Annotated in this window: 14 protein-coding genes and 1 CRISPR repeat array; of the genes, 3 read left to right on the top strand and 11 right to left on the bottom strand. The window is 67.9% G+C overall.

Translation table 11 applies throughout. The features are described from left to right. The first annotated feature begins 2 nt into the window (after positions 1-2). Both FMQ63_RS06640 and FMQ63_RS06635 read left to right on the top strand, forming a co-directional pair. Positions 3-596, top strand: coding sequence for a hypothetical protein (locus FMQ63_RS06640; protein WP_011556931.1), 594 nt, complete (start codon positions 3-5; stop codon positions 594-596). 37 nt (positions 597-633) lie between these two features. Beyond that, on the top strand, positions 634-1,350 hold the full coding sequence (locus FMQ63_RS06635) for a YqiA/YcfP family alpha/beta fold hydrolase (RefSeq protein ID WP_011556932.1): 717 nt from the start codon (positions 634-636) through the stop codon (positions 1,348-1,350). A 100-nt stretch (positions 1,351-1,450) separates the two neighbouring features. Here FMQ63_RS06635 and FMQ63_RS06630 read toward each other — a convergent pair whose 3' ends face one another. The 8 genes from FMQ63_RS06630 to FMQ63_RS06595 form a co-directional block, all read right to left on the bottom strand. Further along, positions 1,451-1,669 (bottom strand): hypothetical protein, encoded by a 219-nt coding sequence (locus FMQ63_RS06630; protein WP_020477994.1) that lies wholly within the window; start codon positions 1,667-1,669, stop codon positions 1,451-1,453. Positions 1,670-1,781: 112 nt separating this feature from the next. Next, positions 1,782-5,855: a CRISPR direct-repeat array (repeat unit 37 nt; unit sequence GTTTCAACCCACGCTCCCCGCGTTCACGAGGAGCGAC). 182 nt (positions 5,856-6,037) lie between these two features. Then, a complete protein-coding gene (gene cas2 / locus FMQ63_RS06625; RefSeq protein WP_225888307.1) occupies positions 6,038-6,337 on the bottom strand; it encodes a CRISPR-associated endonuclease Cas2 in 300 nt (99 codons plus the stop codon). Then, positions 6,337-7,365: a type I-C CRISPR-associated endonuclease Cas1c gene (gene cas1c / locus FMQ63_RS06620; RefSeq protein WP_011556934.1), complete on the bottom strand. Its 1,029-nt coding sequence runs from the start codon at positions 7,363-7,365 to the stop codon at positions 6,337-6,339. The genes cas2 and cas1c overlap by 1 nt, the downstream gene beginning before the upstream one ends. A gap of 12 nt (positions 7,366-7,377) precedes the next feature. Next, the gene (gene cas4, locus FMQ63_RS06615; protein WP_011556935.1) at positions 7,378-8,019 is read right to left on the bottom strand and encodes a CRISPR-associated protein Cas4; all 642 of its coding nucleotides are present in this window, start codon (positions 8,017-8,019) and stop codon (positions 7,378-7,380) included. Then, positions 8,016-8,930, bottom strand: coding sequence for a type I-C CRISPR-associated protein Cas7/Csd2 (gene cas7c / locus FMQ63_RS06610; protein WP_011556936.1), 915 nt, complete (start codon positions 8,928-8,930; stop codon positions 8,016-8,018). The genes cas4 and cas7c overlap by 4 nt, the downstream gene beginning before the upstream one ends. A gap of 38 nt (positions 8,931-8,968) precedes the next feature. Beyond that, on the bottom strand, positions 8,969-10,717 hold the full coding sequence (gene cas8c, locus FMQ63_RS06605) for a type I-C CRISPR-associated protein Cas8c/Csd1 (RefSeq protein ID WP_011556937.1): 1,749 nt from the start codon (positions 10,715-10,717) through the stop codon (positions 8,969-8,971). Next, complete coding sequence (gene cas5c, locus FMQ63_RS06600) at positions 10,714-11,373, bottom strand: type I-C CRISPR-associated protein Cas5c (RefSeq protein ID WP_171452217.1); 660 nt, start codon at positions 11,371-11,373, stop codon at positions 10,714-10,716. The genes cas8c and cas5c overlap by 4 nt, the downstream gene beginning before the upstream one ends. Positions 11,374-11,394: 21 nt before the next feature. Continuing rightward, the gene (locus FMQ63_RS06595; RefSeq protein WP_225909611.1) at positions 11,395-13,641 is read right to left on the bottom strand and encodes a CRISPR-associated endonuclease Cas3''; all 2,247 of its coding nucleotides are present in this window, start codon (positions 13,639-13,641) and stop codon (positions 11,395-11,397) included. A 468-nt stretch (positions 13,642-14,109) separates the two neighbouring features. On the opposite strand from FMQ63_RS06595, the gene FMQ63_RS06590 reads away from it, so the two are divergent. Further along, positions 14,110-14,823, top strand: coding sequence for an esterase family protein (locus FMQ63_RS06590; RefSeq protein ID WP_011556940.1), 714 nt, complete (start codon positions 14,110-14,112; stop codon positions 14,821-14,823). Positions 14,824-14,836: 13 nt separating this feature from the next. On the opposite strand, the gene FMQ63_RS06585 is transcribed toward FMQ63_RS06590, so the two are convergent. The 3 genes from FMQ63_RS06585 to FMQ63_RS06575 all read right to left on the bottom strand — a co-directional run bounded on the left by FMQ63_RS06585 (position 14,837) and on the right by FMQ63_RS06575 (position 19,809). Beyond that, positions 14,837-16,231, bottom strand: coding sequence for an MATE family efflux transporter (locus FMQ63_RS06585; RefSeq protein ID WP_011556941.1), 1,395 nt, complete (start codon positions 16,229-16,231; stop codon positions 14,837-14,839). Positions 16,232-16,377: 146 nt separating this feature from the next. Further along, positions 16,378-18,570 (bottom strand): beta-propeller domain-containing protein, encoded by a 2,193-nt coding sequence (locus tag FMQ63_RS06580; protein ID WP_011556942.1) that lies wholly within the window; start codon positions 18,568-18,570, stop codon positions 16,378-16,380. Between the two features lie 75 nt (positions 18,571-18,645). Then, on the bottom strand, positions 18,646-19,809 hold the full coding sequence (locus FMQ63_RS06575) for a TIGR02266 family protein (RefSeq protein WP_011556943.1): 1,164 nt from the start codon (positions 19,807-19,809) through the stop codon (positions 18,646-18,648). Between the last annotated feature and the right edge of the window lie 44 nt (positions 19,810-19,853).

The raw sequence follows: 19,853 nt of genomic DNA, 5'->3' as shown, positions 1-19,853 counted from the left end.
GCATGAGAAAGCAGTCGATGTGGGTGGCGGTGGTGGGCGTGCTGTGTGTGGGAACGGACGCGGTGGCGACAGGCTGGAATGGCTATGCATCGCTGGGCGCCGGCATCACCCTGGACCATTTGAGCAGCTTCCGCACGAAGGGCCCGGCGCTGCACGGATACCTGGGCCTGGAGACCCCACCCGGATTGTCGGTGGGCGTGCTGGCGGAAATCTCCGAGACGTGGGGCCAGCAGTTCCCGGACGCGATGCGGCAGGGGCGGTTGGAGCGCTCACAGCTCGACTACCGGGCGGTGGGCATCGAGGCGCGGCTGCGCTTCTTCCAGGACAAGCCCATCACGCCGTGGGTGGGCGCGCGGCTGTCGAAGAGCTGGGGGAGCACCTTCACGCCGGACGACGTGGGCACCTGGCTGCGGCAGAACATCGACACCACGAGCATGGCCTTCCGGGTGGGCGTGGACGGCTGGTTCAGCGACCGTTGGGGCGTGTCTGTCTCCACGGGCTTCCAGTTCTGTGACGTGAAGCTGACGTCCAACGCGCTCAACCAGTGCGCCAAGCTCATGCAGTCGGTGATTGCCGGGCCGGTGTTGCGCATCTGAAGCCACGGCCCCGCGCGCCCGTTAGAGTGGGCCTGTCATGAGCACTTCGACGACATCGCCTTCCGCCGTGGGTCCTCGCTGGCTGTACCTGCACGGCTTCGCCTCGGGTCCGGATTCGAAGAAGGGCGTGGCCGTGGCCCGGCACTACGCGGACCAGGGCATTCCGGTGGAGCGGTTGAACCTCCGCGTCCCCTCCATGGAGCAACTGCGCCTGAGCGCCATGCTGGACACGGTGCTGGCCGCGATGGGCGGGCCCGAGGAGCGGGTGGTGCTCATCGGCTCCAGCCTGGGAGGCCTCACTGCGGCCCGAGTGGCGGAGCAGGACGCCCGCGTGTGTGCGCTGGTGCTGCTGGCGCCCGCCTTCCGCGTCGTCCCGCAGCTGCGCCGGAGAATGGGGAACGCGGCGTGGCAGCATTGGCAGACGTCGGGCTGGATTGAGACGGACGACTTCGCGACGCAGCGCAAGGTCCGCATCCATTCGGGCTTCATCGCCGACGCGGAGGCAGTGGACGCCCGCACCGGTGGCTGGCCCGACGTGCGCGTCCCGACGCTCATCATCCACGGCCGTCAGGATGACACCTGTGACGTCCAAAACTCGCGCCAGTGGTCGGAGGGCAAGCGCCACGTCCGGCTGGTGGAGGTGGACGATGGCCACGAGCTCACCGCGTCACTGCCGCTGATCCTGGAGGAGACGGAGGTGTTCCTCCAACCCTGGGGCGCCCGGGGTCCTCGTGCTCAAAGCTCGATGCCGTAAGCGGCAGCCACCTGCGGCATGAAGCGGAGGATGTCGGGCGGCGTGTCGCTGTCCAACGTCAGACGCGTGCGCCGACCGTCCACGGTGGATTCGAACATCGTCACCTGCCGGTCATGTGCGACGGGAGGAGGGCGCTGTGATCTTCCTTGTATTCGTCCAACCGGCGCGCGGCGATGAGCAGCATCGTGAGCCGATGGGCGTCGGCCGCGTTCGCTTTGGATAGAGACGAGCCGTTGCGCTTGGAACGGCCATCCCCGAAAACCTCGAGCCAGAAGTGCCGTGGATTGGGTATGCCCGGCGACTTCTGGAGCCTGAGCATGAGCGAGTCCTCGTGATCTGCTCCCCAATTTTCGGACCCGTTGAAGAGAGAGAGTACTCGCGTTCATGAGGAACGAGCAGGACGCGGCACCGGGACTCCAGTGCTCTGGGTGGTTTCAACCCACGCTCCTCGCGTTCACGAGAAGCGACCGCCCACCCGTCCACCACCCGGTGCGCCTCGCGGTTTCAACCCACGCTCCCCGCGTTCACGAGGAGCGACTGGCCCAGGTACGCGAGGTCCACGGAGTCAGCGGTGTTTCAACCCACGCTCCCCGCGTTCATGAGGAGCGACCCCTCCGGTACTCCCCCACGTTGCTGGGTGAGTTTCAACCCACATTCCCCGCGTTCACGAGGAGCGACACCTCGAAAACAGCACGCCGGCGGCGGCGTTCAGGTTTCAACCCACGCTCCTCGCGTTCACGAGGAGTGACTATCCGGTCGGGCAAAGACTGGTTTGAGACTGCACGGTTTCAACCCACGCTCCCCGCGTTCACGAGAAGCGACGCTGTGGCGCCAGGCCGTTGCGGTGCGCACTGACGTTTCAACCCACGCTCCCCGCGTTCACGAGGAGCGACCCGCTGGCGGCCGGGTCCTTGTCCACGAGCATCATGTTTCAACCCACGCTCCCCGCGTTCACGGGGAGCGACGACAAGGCCCAGAAGGCCGGCGAGGCGAATGAGTTTCAACCTACGCTCCCCGCGTTCACGAGGAGCGACGAAGCCGCCCGAAGCAGACTTGGTGATCTGCGACGTTTCAACCCACGTTCCCCGCGTTCACGAGGAGCGACTGCGCTCGCCGCCGCCGCATACCTCGTCTACAAGTTTCAACCCACGCTCCCCGCGTTCACGAGGAGCGAAAGGCCGCCATCACCGACCGTAGCAACCTGGACGTGTTTCAGCCCACGCTCCCCGCGTTCACGAGGAGCGACGTTCTCCGCGCTCGGCGCAAGCATCAGCGACCAGTTTCAACCCACGCTTCCCGCGTTCACGAGGAGCGACTCCACACGACCGTGACAGCAGCCGGGTGAATGCTGTTTCAACCCACGCTCCCCGCGTTCACGAGGAGCGACAACGTGACGTTCGAAGCGCTCGACGTCGACGGACAGTTTCAACCCACGCTCCCCGCGTTCACGAGGAGCGACCCGGCAACCTTCGTCTAGCAGGCGATCTTCGCGGTTTCACCCCACGCTCCCCGCGTTCACGAGGAGCGACCGCATCCAGGTGGCGCTGTTGTCCTCGCTTTACGTTTCAACCCACGCTCCCCGCGTTCACGAGGAGCGACACGGAATCGGCCATCGGAGTGCGACAGGAATCGGGTTTCAACCCACGCTCCCCGCGTTCACGAGGAGCGACGCGCGTGTGGCGAGCAGCAGACGCCCGTGGGCGGGTTCAGTTTCAACCCACGCTCCCCGCGTTCACGAGGAGCGACCAAGGGCTTCAAGCTGAACCTGTCCGCGCTCCATGTTTCAACCCACGCTCCCCGCGTTCACGAGGAGCGACGGCTGGATTGTCGTGGGTGTGCTCCGACCCCTGGGTTTCAACCCACGCTCCCCGCGTTCACGAGGAGCGACCGCGCGACATGGATGTGGTGCGCCAGCGACTCATGTTTCAACCCACGCTCCCCGCGTTCACGAGGAGCGACTGCGGACGTTGCCCGCCGTCTGCGCGGGCTGGAGTTTCAACCCACGCTCCCCGCGTTCACGAGGAGCGACCCAGTCAGCCACGCCGTCCCTCCCGGGCCACTCGTTTCAACCCACGCTCCCCGCGTTCACGAGGAGCGACTGAGCGCTGCGCGGTCTGCTGGGTCGGCATCAAGTTTCAACCCACGCTCCCCGCGTTCACGAGGAGCGACTGCGCCGGGCCCCTGGCGACCATCTACGGCGATGTTTCAACCCACGCTCCCCGCGTTCACGAGGAGCGACCCGTAGACTTGGGGCTCGAAGAAGTGGACCGTCCCGTTTCAACCCACGCTCCCCGCGTTCACGAGGAGCGACGCTCGGGTGGCGGCGCTCGGCATCCCCGTGGTGCAGTTTCAACCCACGCTCCCCGCGTTCACGAGGAGCGACCCTCCTCTTGGACGAATCGACGCGGATTGCGTCGTTTCAACTCACGCTCCCCGCGTTCACGAGGAGCGACCAGCTCCCGGGCTGGCCCAAGCCCAGCGACGTGGAGTTTCAACCCACGCTCCCCGCGTTCACGAGGAGCGACCACGTAGGCGGCCTCAAGAGCCTCTGCTGGGGAGTTTCAACCCACGCTCCCCGCGTTCACGAGGAGCGACTACGCGCCACTGGGACGGGCTTGCCGTGGGACGGTTTCAACCCACGCTCCCCGCGTTCACGAGGAGCGACGATCGTGCTCTTCCCGTTGAGCTGCTCGATCAGGTTTCAACCCACGCTCCCCGCGTTCACGAGGAGCGACTTTGCACGTCAGGTGGTAGGTGTCGGTTCGGATGGGTTTCAACCCACGCTCCCCGCGTTCACGAGGAGCGACGAGCTCGGCGCCAGGCTTCACCGTCAGATTGCGTTTCAACCCACGCTCCCCGCGTTCACGAGGAGCGACCACCATGAGGGACCAGCCGCGCATCTGCTCTCCGTTTCAACCCACGCTCCCCGCGTTCACGAGGAGCGACGCACTGCGGCTCCTCGGCCTGCAAGCTGGGGCGGTTTCAACCCACGCTCCCCGCGTTCACGAGGAGCGACGATCGTGCTCTTCCCGTTGAGCTGCTCGATCAAGTTTCAACCCACGCTCCCCGCGTTCACGAGGAGCGACGCCCGAACAGGTCCCCCACAACCGACGGCTCGAAGTTTCAACCCACGCTCCCCGCGTTCACGAGGAGCGACGCCCCCGCGCTCGCCCAGTCCTACGACGTCTATGTTTCAACCCACGCTCCCCGCGTTCACGAGGAGCGACCGAAGAGGAGCTCGCCCAGGGCATCCGCTGGGTGCTGTTTCAACCCACGCTCCCCGCGTTCACGAGGAGCGACCGCGCGAGCCGCCCAGGTGCTACGACTCGCGAGGAGTTTCAACCCACGCTCCCCGCGTTCACGAGGAGCGACCTGCTGCGCGGCAGCCTCGCAGGAGGCGGTGCAGTTTCAACCCACGCTCCCCGCGTTCACGAGGAGCGACAAGGGGACAGATGGGGTGCCGGTGAATATGCACGGTTTCAACCCACGCTCCCCGCGTTCACGAGGAGCGACAAGGGGACAGATGGGGTGCCGGTGAATATGCACGGTTTCAACCCACGCTCCCCGCGTTCACGAGGAGCGACGCCCTCCGGAGCACCAGCGCAGACGGCCGCGCTGGTTTCAACCCACGCTCCCCGCGTTCACGAGGAGCGACTCCCGCGTTCGGGAGTTGGAGTCCCAGCTCGCTGTTTCAACCCACGCTCCCCGCGTTCACGAGGAGCGACCTGGTGGTGGGGAGGATGGGACAGGAGGGGATGTTTCAACCCACGCTCCCCGCGTTCACGAGGAGCGACAATGCCCCGTGGTTCTCCAGGCGGGCCCGGACGCGTTTCAACCCACGCTCCCCTCGTTCACGAGGAGCGACGTCAGACTTCAGGGCCCTGCGCAGCCCCTCCTCGTTTCAACCCACGCTCCCCTCGTTCACGAGGAGCGACTTGACCGTGCCATCCATGTTCCCGAGGTAGTTGTTGTTTCAACCCACGCTCCCCTCGTTCACGAGGAGCGACAGAATCCGCTGTCACACCGCTGTCACAGCTTGGTTTCAACCCACGCTCCCCTCGTTCACGAGGAGCGACTCGACAGCCACCAACGCGGTCCACAGCACCTGCCCGGTTTCAACCCACGCTCCCCTCGTTCACGAGGAGCGACCGCGATCTGCGCATGGAGCTGCGCTTGGGCCTGCGTGGTTTCAACCCACGCTCCCCTCGTTCACGAGGAGCGACCCTGCCACTCGCACTCGTGGCCTTCAACCCTTCGGTTTCAACCCACGCTCCCCTCGTTCACGAGGAGCGACACGATGATCGCCAGGTGGTCCTGTGGACCATCCGGTTTCAACCCACGCTCCCCTCGTTCACGAGGAGCGACGCTGGAGCTGTTCCGGCTCGCCCGTGTGCCAGCGTTTCAACCCACGCTCCCCTCGTTCACGAGGAGCGACGATGGCGCTGGCTCTCGCCGCGTGTTCGGGCCCGTTTCAACCCACGCTCCCCTCGTTCACGAGGAGCGACTCTGCCCTTCCAACATACCGTTCTGACTACGGAATCCGGCCGAACTTCGCGAACCGGCCCGCGGGGCCACGAAAGCGCCTCGCCGTTCCTGACGCCCACTCACCCAACTCCATGATTCTATTCGGGATTTCAATGAGCGCGAACCCTCGGCGGAGCGTACACCGGGACGGGTTCGCGGAGGCCTACAGGACCAGCGGCCCCTCGACGTCCAAGGGTGCTCTGGCGCCATGATGCTCCGTCTTCCGGGCATCGTCCTCCGACAGGAAGTAGAAGCGCAGGCTGTCGCATTCCGAATCGAATGCGCCGAGCAGGCGGGCGCGCAGGACGACCCAGTCCTTGGGCTCCAGGACACACTCGAAGACGGAGTATTGCACTCGCACGCCATGGTCTCTGCAAGCCCGCGCAATCTTGCGCAGGCGCCGAGGCCCCTGTGGGTCCGACACCCGCACGTCGTAACAAATCAGCACGGTCAATCTACGCATCAGCGCATCGCGAAGGGAGGGTAGCCGTCCAGCTCCCCTCGGAGATGGCGTGCCAACAGCAACGCTTGCAGGTGAGGCGCCATGCCCCAGGTCGTCTCCTGCCCCAGGAACGCGTGCCGCACCCCCACCTGCTTCGCCTCCTGGTACGCCACGAGGAACGTCTTGCGCGCATCGTCCTTCAGCAACACGGCCCCCGCCGACTCCGTGCGGAAGTCCCCGGGCTTCAGTTGCCCCCGGTTCACCAGCGAGAAGACGAGCCGGTCCACCACCGGCGCACGGAACTCCTCCATCAAATCCAGCGCCAGCGACAGGCGCCCAGGGCGGTCCTCATGCAGGAACCCCACGGCGGGGTCGAGCCCAACACCCGTGAGCGCTCCCGCGCAATCCTGCGCCAGCAACGCATAGCCAAACGAGAGCATCGCGTTCAGCGGATTCCTCGGAGGCCGGCGGTTGCGGCCATCGAACTCGAAGCCCTGGGCACTCTTCTTCAGCAGCGCGGGAAAGGACTCGAAGTAGTCGCGCGCCGCGATGCCTTCCAGCCCTCGCACCTGCACCAAGTCCTCCACGCGGGTCAGCGCGCGCAGGTGCTCCGACAGCCGCCGCGCCGTCTCCGACAGGGCCTCCTGTCGCTCGGGCGCCGCGTCACGCCGCGCATGCAACACAAACTGCCGCGCATTCCCGAGCTTCCCCACCACCAGCGCCCGGGAGATGGCCACCGAGCGAGCGATATCATCCGCCGCCCGATACTGCTGCCGCCGCAACAAGACGTTGCCGCCCGGCACGCCCTCCACCCTCGCCAGGAAGCGCCCCGTCATCCCGAAGAAGGAGACATGGATGCCCGCCTCCAGGCAGCTCTCCATCAACTCCGGCGTCAGCCACGCGCGCGTCAGGCACACCACCGAGCGCAGGTGCCGCAAGGGAACCTCCGCCTTCTTCTGGTCTTGAACCGTCACCACCACGCACTCGCCTTCCTTGTTCAGGCGAGTCCCTTCCGCGGTGATGAACAGCGTGTTCAGCGCAGTCGTCATGCGTTCCTCCGCTCAGCCGTCCAGGGCCATCCACTGCATCAGGAAGTCCTGAGCGCTCCGCTGCCCCGCCGTCACTCCAGGGAGGCACAGCGGCTCCAGCGAGCACTTGTCACATCGGGGCGCGCGCGCCACGACAGGGACCTCCTGCCGGCGCAGCACCTCGTGCATGCGCGCGATGGCGTCCTCGGTCCGCTGGCGCAGCTCCGCGTCGAAGCGCACCGCGGCACGCTTGTGCTCCACACCGTAGAAGAGCGCCCCTTCCGGGACATCCACGCCGTGCATCTCCTCCAGGCACAGCGCCTGCGCGCAGAGTTGCACGCGGTCCGCCTCACCCGCCTTGCGCCGGCCGCGCTTCACCTCCACCGGGAAGGGCCGCCAGCCCGCCCCCTTCGCGTCCCGCTGGTACTCGACCATGTCCGCGCGCCCGGACACGCGCAGCCGCTGCGAGCCCAGCAACACGGCCCGCTCCACCCGCCGTCCCAGCCGCGCGTCATGTCCCGGCAGGTCCACGCGCTCGTGCAGCAGTCTGCCGGAGGCGGTGTTGACGTCCTCGCGCCATTGCCGCTCGACGTGGATGAGCGCCGCCTGCCGCTCGCAGTACAGCAGGTGCTGGAGCGCCGACAGCGCCACCCACGTCTCGCGGTCCGTGCTCATCCCACCAGCTCCAGCACCTCGATGCCCTGGGGCAGCCCTGCCTTGTCCACACGGACCTCGTAGTCGGAGAAGCTTCGAGCTGGCTTCTCCGGCTGGGCGCGCACCGCAAGGACGCGGTCGAACAGCGCGTGGGCCGGCGCGTTGCCGAGCTCCGAGCCATGTTTGAACACAACCACCTTCCGCATGGACATCAGCCCCCGCGCGGCGCTGCGGTCCAGCTCGAACATGTGCGTGAAGGACTGGAAGAGCAGCTCCAGGTCCGCCGTGCCAAACCCCGTCTGCTTCGCCAGGTGCGGCGAGACGAAGCCGTGGGCCCGGTAGAGCCCATAGGGCACGGTGTTCTTCCGGCCCATGGTGCGGTTGTCACCGCCCTGCTTTTCCGCTTCGTCCTCAGTCGCCACCGCCATGCGGGTGATGGAATGCTCTTGCGAAACGATAGGGTCCACCGAGCGGGCGAAGGTGAGCTGCACCGGCCCACGCACCTGCCCCGCATTGGGCCCCGTGGACATCACCGCGCCAAATGTGCGGACATCGAAGAACGTCTTGCACATCCACGCGCGGCCCTTCTCCACCTCGGAGCCCTGGGCCCTGCCCTTGTCGTTGCGCTTCTTGCCATCCTCCGCGCGAGCGGGTTTCTCGTTCAGGTCGATGCCCAGGCTCTTGTATCCATCCGCGATGCGGTTGTTCAGGATGGCCTTCTCCTTGACGAAGATGTCCAGCCCGGGCTTTCCCTCCTGCGTGAGCAGGACGAAGTTTCGCACCTTGCGCTTGAGGCTCACGTCCGTCACCAGCCCATGGCCCGTCTCCGCATCAATGCGGGGCAGGTTGCCGGCGTCGGGATCTCCGTTGGGGTTTCCATCTAACACGTCGAAGAACAGCACGAAGTCATGGCGTTGCTTGAGGTCGGTCATGGCGCTTTCTCTGGAATGGGTTTGGAGGCGGTGAAGGCTCACGTGGAGGACGCTGTCGAATCAGCCGGAGCCGCGGCGGCCTCGCGCTTCGTGAAGAACGCTTCGCGCTGGTGGTAGTAACCCACGGCGAAGAGGCCCTGCTGCTCGGGCTGGAACACAGGCGGAAATGGGTCCTTGGAAGGCAGCAGGGCCATCACCTCCCCCTTCGTCCGCTCCAGCCACCTGCCGTTCTCCCCCGCCTTGGAGGCGTGGTGAACGGAGAGCTGAATCAGCCGGGGGAAGACGGTGACGGGGTTTCGAGACGCGGCGCCGAAGTAGCGGTCGCGGATGGTGGCGTTGAGGTCCTTCAGCGCCACGCCCTGCAGCCGCTCCAGCACAGCGAAGAGGCGGCCGAGCACATAGGGCTGCGAAGGATTGTCCTTGTCCAATGACACGGTGACCTCCAGGGGAGTGGATCCACGATTTCGATCTCGCAACAGGTACGCCTTGATGAGCGCGACGCGGAGCCGGAGCTGCTCGCGCTCGACCCCGCCGTCAGCGGGCGGCAACCGCAGCCGGTCCAGCGCGGCCACCAGGAGCTGGCGAGGGAAGGGCTGACCTCGCAACGCCGCCCCCAGCATCCGTGCGGCGATGTCCGGCGTCAGGCCCCGTCCCGAGGGCGCCTCCACGGCCTTGAGCAGGCGATAGACGGGGATCGGCCCCGCGGGCGCGTCGCCCATGCGCAGGTCGTCGAAATAGCGCCGGATGTTCTGCTTCACCTCGCCCACGCGAGACTCGAACCAATCACGCACTGCGACACGGCCCGCGTTCCCCGCCAGCGTCACGGCGTAGAAGGCGCGGTCATCCAGTTCTCCTGGCTCGACGCCCTTGCGCGGAGACTCAACGAAGCGCTTGAGGTCATCCTCCGTCGGGTCCAGGAGAGACAGCAGGAAGCTCTCTTCCGAAGGAGAGGCGCGCGTCCAGAACACCATCACCGAGCCATCCGCCAACTGAATGCCTTGACGAAAACGGCGCTGCTCCGTCCTCCGCAGCATGTCGTTGAGGGCCAGCACGTAGCCCAGCGACGCCTCCTGAGAGATGGGCGCGTTCTCCCCCTGCTCCAAACCATGCGACGAAAACGCGGGCGCGTTGAAGGACACCAGCGACGCCCCGGACGGCTGGGCCTCGGGGACGTTCTTCAACTTGGGGTGCGTGACGGCCACCACGCCCTCGCGGCCCGTCACCAGACACAACGCCCTCCGACCCAACGCGCGCTGCGCACCCGCGCGACGCTCCCAGCAGGCACGGATGGCGGGGTTCTGGTGCACGGGCGTCGTGGCCTCACCAACGACGAATGCGAGCATCTCGGAGCCCGTCCACTCCTCGGCCCCCCTGTCCGCCAGCGCCTTGCTCCGCTCGGCCTCGCTGTCCAGGAAGGACTCCACGGCCCGGGCCTCCGCGTCCTTCGTCTCCGCGACGACCTCGCGCACCGGTTTCAAGAAGGCTTCCAACCGGGCCAGGCGCTTCTCCACGCCGCCTGCCTTCGCCTTGGGCGCGTCCTTCTCGTAGGCGAGGACGTACTTCGAGTTGTCCGCGAAGAAGCCCGCCGCGATGTTCACCGAGCGCTGCGGCAACCTGGGGATTGGCATCGCATTGCCTCTCCCGTCTTCCCTCGCCAGGGACTCCAGCTTGATGAACTTCCCCTTCGCGCTGATGCGAATGAAGAAGTCCACGGGCTTGACCTCGTACAGAGGGTCATCCGTGAGCCCTCGCTCGCGCGCGAAGTCATTCAGCGCCGTCAGCATCATGGAACGCCTCCCCCCAGCACCTGCGCCCGAGGCGGCACACGCAGCACGCCGTCCTCCAGGAACGCCTGGAAGAACTCAGGGCGCACCGGCTCTCCAGGAATGTCGAAGACGAAGTCGTAGAACATGAGGCCCAGCGGCCTCCGCCCCTGGCCTGACTCATGCGGCAACAGGACGTCCTCCGCGGGCTCGACGCGCGCCGCGAACTCACGGCATCCCAGGTAGGGCGCATGGAAGAACTGGCCTCGCTCCAGACGCCGCTCGAACATGTCCTCGAACTTGCGCACGTTGTCATCGGGCCCCGCCTTGCCCGGCACCAGGGCGAAGGACGCGGTGATGACGTAGTCCACGTCTCGCAGCGCCACCGTGTTGCGCTGGGCCCGGTCCTCGTCCGCCGCGTAGTCGAACTTCCCCACAGTGGCCCGGCTGTTGACCTCGTTACGGCGGAAGCTGGTCCACCGCACCGGCGCGAGCACGGCGATTTCGTGGACGTGCCAACGAATGGCCGGCTTCCACAGGATGGCCTCCAGCACCCCACGTGCCGCTGAGGGCGTCATCACCTCGTAGCTGACGCGCTCGGCCTTCATCTCGGGCCGCGTGAAACAGGCCACGGGTCCCCGCGCCCTCACGCGAAAACTTCTGCCTGGCGTTGATGTCATCCACACCTCTTGAAGCGGGTCTCAAGCGGGAATGAGGAAGGACGGGTCGAAGATGCCGACGTGGTCCGGAAGCAGGCCGAAGCGCTTGTGGTACGCGGACGTGTGCTCCGGCCCCAGGTACGCCACCGTCTCGGCAGCGAGCCGCGCCAGCTCGCGCGCCAGCCAGTCGTCCCGGAGCTTGCGGGGCACCGTCACCGTGAAGCGTTGCAGCGCGCGCAGCCGCTCTCGCGAAGGGCCTCGCTCACGCAGCGCATTCACCAGCGGCGCATGGCCCACGTAGGGCACCACCACCGAAGCGCTCCAGTCGTCCTCGACGAGCTTGAACGCCTTGGACACCTCTTCGAACTGGAACTTCGCGCGCAGCGCCTGAATACCCTTCTCATCCCGGTGGCGCGTGGCGTAGAGCCTGGCGAAGTAGCGCTGGAAGCTCTCGGGCGCGAACAAGTCCAGGTCCGGTGACTGCTCCAGCAGGCCGCGTGTGACGTCCTGGGCGGCGCGAGGAACGCCCCTGGGTGGCTGCGTCTCAGGCTCATAGACGCGCAGCTCGCCCAGGCCCTCCATCAGCCCCTCCCGGTTGCACCGGCCAGCGGCCTGAGCCAGCGCGTCCAGGCCTCCCAGTCCTCGGTAGACGACGCCGAAGTCCAGGTCCACGCCCGCCTCGACGAGTTGGGTGGCCACCAACCGCACAGGCTCCCTTCTTCGTTTTCGGGCCTTGATGTCCGCGAGCACCTGGGAGCGATGCTCCGGGCACATCAACGCGGACAGGTGCAGCGTCTCTTCATGCCCCAGCCGTTCATCCACGAGTTCGCAGAGCCGCCGCGCGTCGGCCCGCAAGTGGACCACCGCGAGCACGTCCCGCTCGGCCGCCACGGCGTCGGCCAGCTCGGCATAGGGGAGCTTCCGCCCTGACGAGGGCCAGCGCACGCGCACACGGCGTAGCCGCTCGAAGGCGCGCACCGAGGCCGGGACGATTTCACGCACCTCCGGCAGGCCCTCCTGGAAGTCCGGGCGGCGTCCCAGCGCCGGCTGCGTGGCGGTACAGATGACCACGGAGCAGCCGTAGTCCCTCACCAACGCGCCCAAGCCATCCAGGATGGGCTCCAGGAGCGAGGCGGGCAGCGTCTGTGCCTCGTCGAGCACGATGACGCTCCGGGCCACGCGGTGCAGCTTGCGGCACGCCGACGGGCGGCGGGCGAAGAGGCTCTCCAGAAGCTGCACCGTGGTGGTAACGATGATGGGCGCGTCCCAGTTCTCACTGGCCACGCGGTTGAGCGGCGTCTCCCGGTCCGGGTCGACAGCGGAGTGGTGCTCGATGACGGCGTGCTCCAGCCCCTGGAAGGCCTGGCGGTACGCCTCCGCGCTCTGCTCGATGATGGAGGTGTAGGGGATGGCGACGATGACGCGCTGAAGCCCCTGCGTCCGCGCATGTTCGAGCGCGAAGGCCATGGACGTCAGCGTCTTCCCTCCCCCCGTGGGTACCGTGAGGCTGAAGACACCGGGGCGCTGCACCGCGGCCTCCACGGCGGCGGTGAGCACCTCGCGGCGCACCCGGTTCACCTCCGTGTCCGGGGCCCTACGCTGCTTCTCCCGCAGGAAGCCGCGGAGACGCTCGGCGAGCTGCGACAACGACACCGGCACCTCGCGGGCCGCGCTCCTGTTCGCATCGAAGAAGGCTTCGGTGTCCAGGAAGTCCGCGTCACAGAGGACGGAGAAGAGCATCCGCGTCCAGAGCTCCACTTGCCGTGGTTCGAGCTTGTCGAGCGCCTCCGGAGAGAAGCCCAACGGTCCGTCCAGCAAAGCGGGTGCGTCACAACGAGCCCGCGCATCGGAGAGCAACGCCTGCTTCTCCGTGCGCCCCACGCGGTTCCGGAGGTTCGACGCGTCGGGCAAGCCTGAGTGGTGCCCGGCTATCGCGAATGCCAGCGGCATCAGATGCCGGTCCCGGCTCAGCGACCAGAGCGCACCGGCCGTCGAGTGGTCTCGCTCCAGCGCCCCCTCTTTCTCCAAGTGAGCCTCGAAGCCGTTCTCCTTGCGGATGCGTATCTGGAAGTCCCGGGTGTACTTGCCCAGGTCATGCCAGCGCCCGGTGACCAGGGCCGGCGCACGCAAATCCTCTCGCGGCGCCAGCATCGCGGCCCACTGCCCCACGGCCTCCAAGTGCTCGCGCAGCAGATGAGCCCGGCCGTCTTCTGCAACGTGAGCCAATGGCTCCGCCGTGACCACGCGTGGCACGGCGGGCTGCTCCGGAAGCCCGAGGTCCTTCTTCATGGCACTCCCCCCACCGCCCACGTGTCTGGCCGCACAAGCGAGCACGTGCGCATGCATTCTCGTTTCCGTCTGGTGACCGGCACAAGATGACTTGTCCTACGAAAGCCCGGAACGCGCGCTCCCCCTGGGGTGGTATGCCCAAGCACGAGGAATGCGGGCAGGCTTCTGGCCACACAGGCAGCAACCCATGGGTGCCAGACGGCTGAATCCACCACGACGTGCCAAACGATGAAGCGCTCAGCGCCGCTGCGCCGTCACCTTGCCCTGGCAATGCACGCGCACCATTGGCCTGGACGCCTCGCGTTCAAAGCTCGACACCGTCAGTGGGAGCCACAACGGATACCCAGGCGGGTAACCGCCGACTCGGCAAAGTCAGACATCCGCCCAGGTGTTCACTCCCGGCAGTCCGGCGGGCGGCCATCGCACTCCAGTCGCGGCCTTTGACGCATTGCGATTAAATTGCGCGCCATGAACCGCGAATACCACCGCTGGTACAGCGAGCGACTGCACCGCGACATGGAGCTGCTCATCTTCGGCCACTCGGGCGAGCCGGTGCTCCTGCTGCCGACCAGCAAGGGCCGCTTCTTCCAGGCCGAGGACTTCGGCCTCATCGGCGCCATCGCCGACCGCGTCCAGTCCGGCCGGTACATCGTGGTGTGCCCGGACTCAGTGGACGAGGAGTCCTGGTTCAACACCGCCATCCACCCGGCGGACCGCGTCCGGCGCCACCAGCAGTGGGAGGAGTACCTCCTCCACGAGGTGGTGCCCCTGCTCAAGAGCCGCAGCACCGGCGGGCGCCTCACCCTGGCCGGGTGCAGCTTCGGCGGCTTCCACGCGTACAACGTCGGCCTGCGGCACCCGCACGTCTTCCGGCGCCTGCTGTCCATGGGCGGCAAGTTCGAGACGAACGAGTTCCTCGACGGACACCACGACGCGGACGTCTACTTCCATTCGTGCACAGAGTGGCTGCCGAACCTCACGGACCCCGCGCAGCTCTCCGCCCTCCAGCGTGTGGAGATGGTGCTGGCGGTGGGGGAGCACGACTTCTGCCGCCCCTCCAACGAGCACCTCTCCAACCTGCTTTGGAAGAAGGACATCGGCAACCACCTGGCCGTGTGGCAGGGCGGCACGCACGACTGGCCCGTGTGGCGGCAGATGATTCAGCAGTACCTGCCCTGGTAGCCGCCGCGCGCCGCTACGCTTCGACCGGACGCAGCGTGCCCGCGCTCATCCGGTTGAAGCGCCACACCAGCGCCACCGCCACGCTGATGAGGCCCGCGCACAGGCCCCACCAGATGCCCACCACGCCCAGGCCCAGCTTGAAGGCCAGCAGCAGCGTCACCGGCAGACCAATGGCGTAGTGCCCCACCATGTTCGCCAGGAAGGTGAAGCGCGTGTCGCCCGCGCCGCGCAGCACGCCCGCGCCCACGCCCTGCGCCCCGTCGAACACCTGGAAGATGGCGCTCACCATCAGCAGCGGAATCAGGAGCGGCAGCACGTCCGCGGGCGCCCCCGCCAGCTTCGCCAGCGTGTGAGGGAACAGCGCGAACACCAGGCCGCTCAGCGCCATGAAGCCCGCGCCGCCCGCCAGGGCCATGAAGCCGCTGAGCCGCGCCTGCGGCGTGTTGTGCGCGCCCACCGCCCAGCCCACCCGCACGCTGCCCGCGTTGCCAATGCCCATGGCCACGGTGAAGGAGACGCTCGCGAAGGAGATGGCAATCTGGTGCGCGCCCACGCTCGCCGGCCCCAGCCCCGCCGCCAGCACGCCCGCCAGCGCGAACACGCCGACCTCCGCGCAGATGTGCAGACCAATGGGGAGGCCCAGCCGGATGGCGCGCGAGAGGTCCGCCCACACCGGCAGACGACTGGCACGCGCCCCTTCCACCTTCCGGCTGCGAATGAACAGCACCGCGATGAGGAGCTCGATGCCGATGCTCGCCGACGTCGCCATCGCGGAGCCCGCCACACCCAGCGCCGGCACCGACCGCAGCGGGCCGAACCAGGCCGGCAGATTGGCGCCACCGAAGACGAGCACCAGGTTGCCCAGCAGGTTGAAGATGTTGGCCACCACCGTCGCGATCACCAGCGGCCGCGTGAAGGCGGTGGCCTGGAGATAGGAGCGCATGGTGAGGAACATCAGCATCATCGGCATGCCGGGTGCGCGCCACATCAGGTACTGGCTGGCTCCCGCGGCCTCCGTCTCACTGATGCCCGCCAGCGGCAGCAGCCGCGGCGCCAGCGCCATCAGCGTGGCCAGCATCACCCCCGCGCAGAACGCCATCCACGCGCCCTGCCACAACAGCGCCCGCGCCCGGGTGAACTGCCGTGCGCCAATGGCCTGGGAAATCATGGGGTCGAACCCCATCATCAAGCCCATGCCGAAGGAGCTGACCGCGAAGTAGAGGCCGTTGCCCAGGCCCACCGCCGCCAGCGCGGATGTCCCCGCGCGGCCCACCACCAGCGTATCCACCAACCCCATGAGCGCCTGCCCGCCCTGGGCGATGGCGATGGGAACCGCAAGCCGGGCCAGCGCCCGGAGCTCGGTGCGGGGAGAATTCACGGAGGACGTTGGCAACACGGCGGTGGACATGGGGAGTGCGCCTATAGCGCCTTCCGGCAGGGAATGCGCTGCCCACGTCCGACGTGCCACGCCCCCCTCGCCTGACAGGAAGGCCAGGTCACACACCCGTGATACGTCCCCCTGGGACACCCGGCGTCCCAGGGGGCAAGCCCGCGCTACGGCAGCATGGGCGGATGGAAGGGCGCGGTGACCAGCGGTGTCTGAAGGCTGTCCACGTGGGACACGCGCAGCCCCGCGTCGGAGATGGTGTAGACGTAGTCGTCCGCCATGATGCTGCGGCGCACCGTCGGCTGCCAGTACCAGCTCCAGTTCCGGAAGTTGAACGACTGGTACATGTCCCGCATGGAGACGGTGCCCACTGGCGAGAAGCCCGTGGCCGTGTCCACGCGGAAGACGCGCAGCTCGCTGCGGAAGCCGGACCAGTAGTCGTAGGCGTTGTAGTCCCAGTCCGTGAAGGGCAGGGCCAGCAATCCCTTGGCGGGGAAGTAGGTGAAGGCCTTGTGCTCGTAGAGCGCCTCGCTGTGGCTGCCCATCGAGCCCAGCTGGTGCGTGAAGGTCTCCCGGGGCTGCGCCAGGTCACTCACGTCGAAGAGCGACAGCTTGAGGGCGCGGTCCTGCCAGGTGCCGTCCTCGTTGCGGTGCTCGCCGAAGGTGAGCAGGTGCGTGTCACCCAGCGGGTGGATGTACGTGGAGAAGCCCGGAATCTTCAGCTCGCCCACCTTGCGCGGGTTCGCCGGGTCGCTCAGGTCGAAGGTGAAGAGCGGGTCCACCTGCCGGAAGGTGACGACGTAGCCTCGCGTGCCCATGAAGCGCGCGCTGAAGATGCGCTCACCCCGGGCCAGGTCCTCGCTGCGGCCCAGCTCCTTCAGGTGCCCGTCCCTCGTATGCAGCGTCACCACGCGGTTGACCGTCTCCGGAGGCGTCCACACGGTGTCCCCGCCGTTCCCGGTCCCCGGGTTCTCCGGTGGGAGCTCCACGGTGGTGGCCACCCGCAGCACGCCCTCGCGCTCGTCCATGGCGAACTGGTTGACGATGTATCCCTCCACCGTGCCGCTGCCCACGTAGGTGGCCTGGTCCGGGTCGCGGATGTCGAACTTGTGGAGGTACGTGTGCGTCGTCTGGCCGGGCTCCGGCCACCACCACCAGTGGCGAGACGCCACGTAGAGCGCCTCATGGGACGCGTACACCTCGCCGGGCGTGCCCACCACGCTGGTCTGGCTGGGCGACGAATCCTCCGCGTCCAGGTTCAGCGACAGCACCGACACCAGGCCCAGCCCGGTGGGCCCGTTGGCGCGGTAGAACGACGTGCAGTCATACGCGAGCGGCTTCACCTCGCCGTCCGCCGCCACGCGCCGGCCCTTCGGCAGCCAATCCTCCAGCGACTGCGCGCGGATGCGCTGCTCGTTCTGCTTGATGAGCGCGTCGATGGACGCGACCAGCCGGGACCGGTCACCGAAGAACCCCGGCGAGTACTCGGGATAGAAGCGCACATCCGCCGGCCAGCGGAACCCGTCCGAGAACACCAGCCGCACCGCGCTGTCCACGCGCCGGGCGCTGATGTAGCCGCCGGGCAGGTAGACCTGCTCCAGCACCCGAGGCGCCTCCAGGTCCGCCACGTCCACCACCGTCACCTTCACGGTGTTGCTGTACGCATGGCCACAACCGAAGCCGGCGCAGTCGACGACTGGCATGTCGTCCGTGCCGCGGCCCCCCGCCACCGTCCCGGGGCGGTCCTCGGCTACTTCCGAGGTGATGACCAGCCGGTTGCGCTCGGCGTCGAGCAGCATCTCGCGCGGCCAACCCTCCACCTCCAGCACGGCCGTCCGCGTGAGCTGCTCCGCGGGCCACGAACGGTGGATGTAGAGCCGGGGGCCCGACAGCACGAAGATGCGCGTGCCGTCGTTCTGCACGAAGTCGGCCTCGTGCACGCCGGCGACCTGGTTGTTCGTGCCCGTGTAGTCGTTGGGCCTGCCGCCGCCTCCGGAGGAGTCCTCCTGCGGCGCGCCCGTCATGGGCGGCGCCGCGCCCCCATCCCCATGGCCGCCTCCGTAGGCGTACTGCTTGTAGCTCTCCAGCGCCGCGCGCATCTGCTTCGTCGCCGTGTCCTCGATGTGCTGCTCCAGGGCCTCACAGCCAGGGAAGCTCTCCAGCCGGGCCTCCTGCTGCACGGGCTCGTTGTCGACCGGGGACAACGGCTTGTTGCCTTCGTCACATCCCACCGCGACGACAGCCACCACTCCGGCCCAACTCCAGCGTTTCCACTGCCGCATTCGACCCTCCCGTTGCACTTCGGCCCCACTGACGGCCCCCCGGCCTCCCCGGTGCCACGCCAGCGGCGGCCGGGACATCTGCCACCGGCGTGCCAGGGCACTGGCCCCCTGGGAAACCCAGGCCCCGCCACCCGCTGCGGGCGTCCTCGCCTCTCAGAAACCTGAGGCGCGCGGCGAACCTGGAGCCGGAAAACCGAGACCCCGGGGCACGAAGCGGACGAACTGCTGGGTGAGCACCGGGTCCATGTGCTCCAGCCGCAGCCCCATGCCCACCGAGGACCGGAAGACGCCCTGCGGCAGGGGCGGGTTGGACCACGCCACCGTCGCCTCGGCGGTGCAGGGCGCGCGCTGGCCCGCGAGCAACACCTTCAGCGTCAGCCGGGTGCCCTCGCGCGCCGGCGTCAGGGTGCGCACGAAGAGCGCGCCCGGCCCCGCGTCATGGCTGAAGCCCGACAGCGTTGCCCCGTTGGGCGTGGTGAACTCCACCACCGTGAAGAAGGGCACGCGCTCCGCGGCGCGCAGCGGGGCGTGGCCCGGAACCAGTCGCCCCAGAACGCAGCCGAGCAGCTCGTCCGCACCCATGTGACGCTTCTCCAGGAGCGGCGCGCCACCCAGCGCCTGCGCCCGGGCGAGCACCTCCTGCGACTCCTCCGCGCGCGACAGCAGCACCAGCGGCTTGCGCGGGTGCGCGTCGTGGAGCTTCGTGGCCAGGGCCAGCGCCTCGCGCGGCGTGCGCGACACGTCCACCACGAAGCCATCCAACTGCGCGCCGTGCTCCGCCGCCAGGTTCGCCGCGTCCCCCATGTCCCGGGCGTAGAGGACGTGGAGGCCCTCCTGCTCCAACGAGCCGCCCAGGAAGGTGTGCAGGAAACGGCCGCCCTCCACCAGCAGCACCCGGCGCCCACGCGGCGGGCCCTCGCGGACACGCTCCCGGGCCTGGCGCACCGCGGCCAGCTTCGCCTCCAGGGCGCCCAGCGCCACCGGCTTGGGCAGGAAGTCGTCGGCGCCCGCGCGCCAGCAGTGCATCACCTCGTGGGGCTCGCCGCCGGAGGTGAACATGATGACGGGCACGTTGCGCCCCGCGGCGTGTGCCTTCACCAGCCGGCACACCTCGTCCCCCTGCATGCGCTCCATGCGCAGGTCCAACAGGATGAGCGCCGGGGTGCGCCGGGCCAGCTCGGCCATGCACGCCTCGCCGCCCTCCAGCGCCACCGCCTCGCAGCCCAGCCGTGTCAGGTGCAGGCGCACCACCTCCCGGGCGGTACGGGAGTCATCCACCACGAACACGGTGTCACGCGCGTTGGGAGGAGGGCTCATACGTTCACGGATAGGTGGAAAGGGGTGCCAAGGCCACCGGCGCC

The organism is Myxococcus sp. CA005, assembly GCF_006518205.1.
In the GTDB taxonomy this organism is placed as follows: domain Bacteria; phylum Myxococcota; class Myxococcia; order Myxococcales; family Myxococcaceae; genus Myxococcus; species Myxococcus xanthus.
The sequence above is the reverse complement of the archived record's forward strand: the minus strand, read 5'-3'. Positions and strand labels throughout refer to the sequence as shown.

Coding starts and splice junctions, on each gene's coding strand:
- FMQ63_RS06640 (WP_011556931.1), top strand. CDS start 3: ATGAGAAAGCAGTCGATGTGGGTGGCGGTGGTGGGCGTGCTGTGTGTG.
- FMQ63_RS06635 (WP_011556932.1), top strand. CDS start 634: ATGAGCACTTCGACGACATCGCCTTCCGCCGTGGGTCCTCGCTGGCTG.
- FMQ63_RS06630 (WP_020477994.1), bottom strand. CDS start 1,669: ATGCTCAGGCTCCAGAAGTCGCCGGGCATACCCAATCCACGGCACTTC.
- cas2 (WP_225888307.1), bottom strand. CDS start 6,337: ATGCGTAGATTGACCGTGCTGATTTGTTACGACGTGCGGGTGTCGGAC.
- cas1c (WP_011556934.1), bottom strand. CDS start 7,365: ATGACGACTGCGCTGAACACGCTGTTCATCACCGCGGAAGGGACTCGC.
- cas4 (WP_011556935.1), bottom strand. CDS start 8,019: ATGAGCACGGACCGCGAGACGTGGGTGGCGCTGTCGGCGCTCCAGCAC.
- cas7c (WP_011556936.1), bottom strand. CDS start 8,930: ATGACCGACCTCAAGCAACGCCATGACTTCGTGCTGTTCTTCGACGTG.
- cas8c (WP_011556937.1), bottom strand. CDS start 10,717: ATGATGCTGACGGCGCTGAATGACTTCGCGCGCGAGCGAGGGCTCACG.
- cas5c (WP_171452217.1), bottom strand. CDS start 11,373: ATGACATCAACGCCAGGCAGAAGTTTTCGCGTGAGGGCGCGGGGACCC.
- FMQ63_RS06595 (WP_225909611.1), bottom strand. CDS start 13,641: ATGAAGAAGGACCTCGGGCTTCCGGAGCAGCCCGCCGTGCCACGCGTG.
- FMQ63_RS06590 (WP_011556940.1), top strand. CDS start 14,110: ATGAACCGCGAATACCACCGCTGGTACAGCGAGCGACTGCACCGCGAC.
- FMQ63_RS06585 (WP_011556941.1), bottom strand. CDS start 16,231: ATGTCCACCGCCGTGTTGCCAACGTCCTCCGTGAATTCTCCCCGCACC.
- FMQ63_RS06580 (WP_011556942.1), bottom strand. CDS start 18,570: ATGTCCCGGCCGCCGCTGGCGTGGCACCGGGGAGGCCGGGGGGCCGTC.
- FMQ63_RS06575 (WP_011556943.1), bottom strand. CDS start 19,809: ATGAGCCCTCCTCCCAACGCGCGTGACACCGTGTTCGTGGTGGATGAC.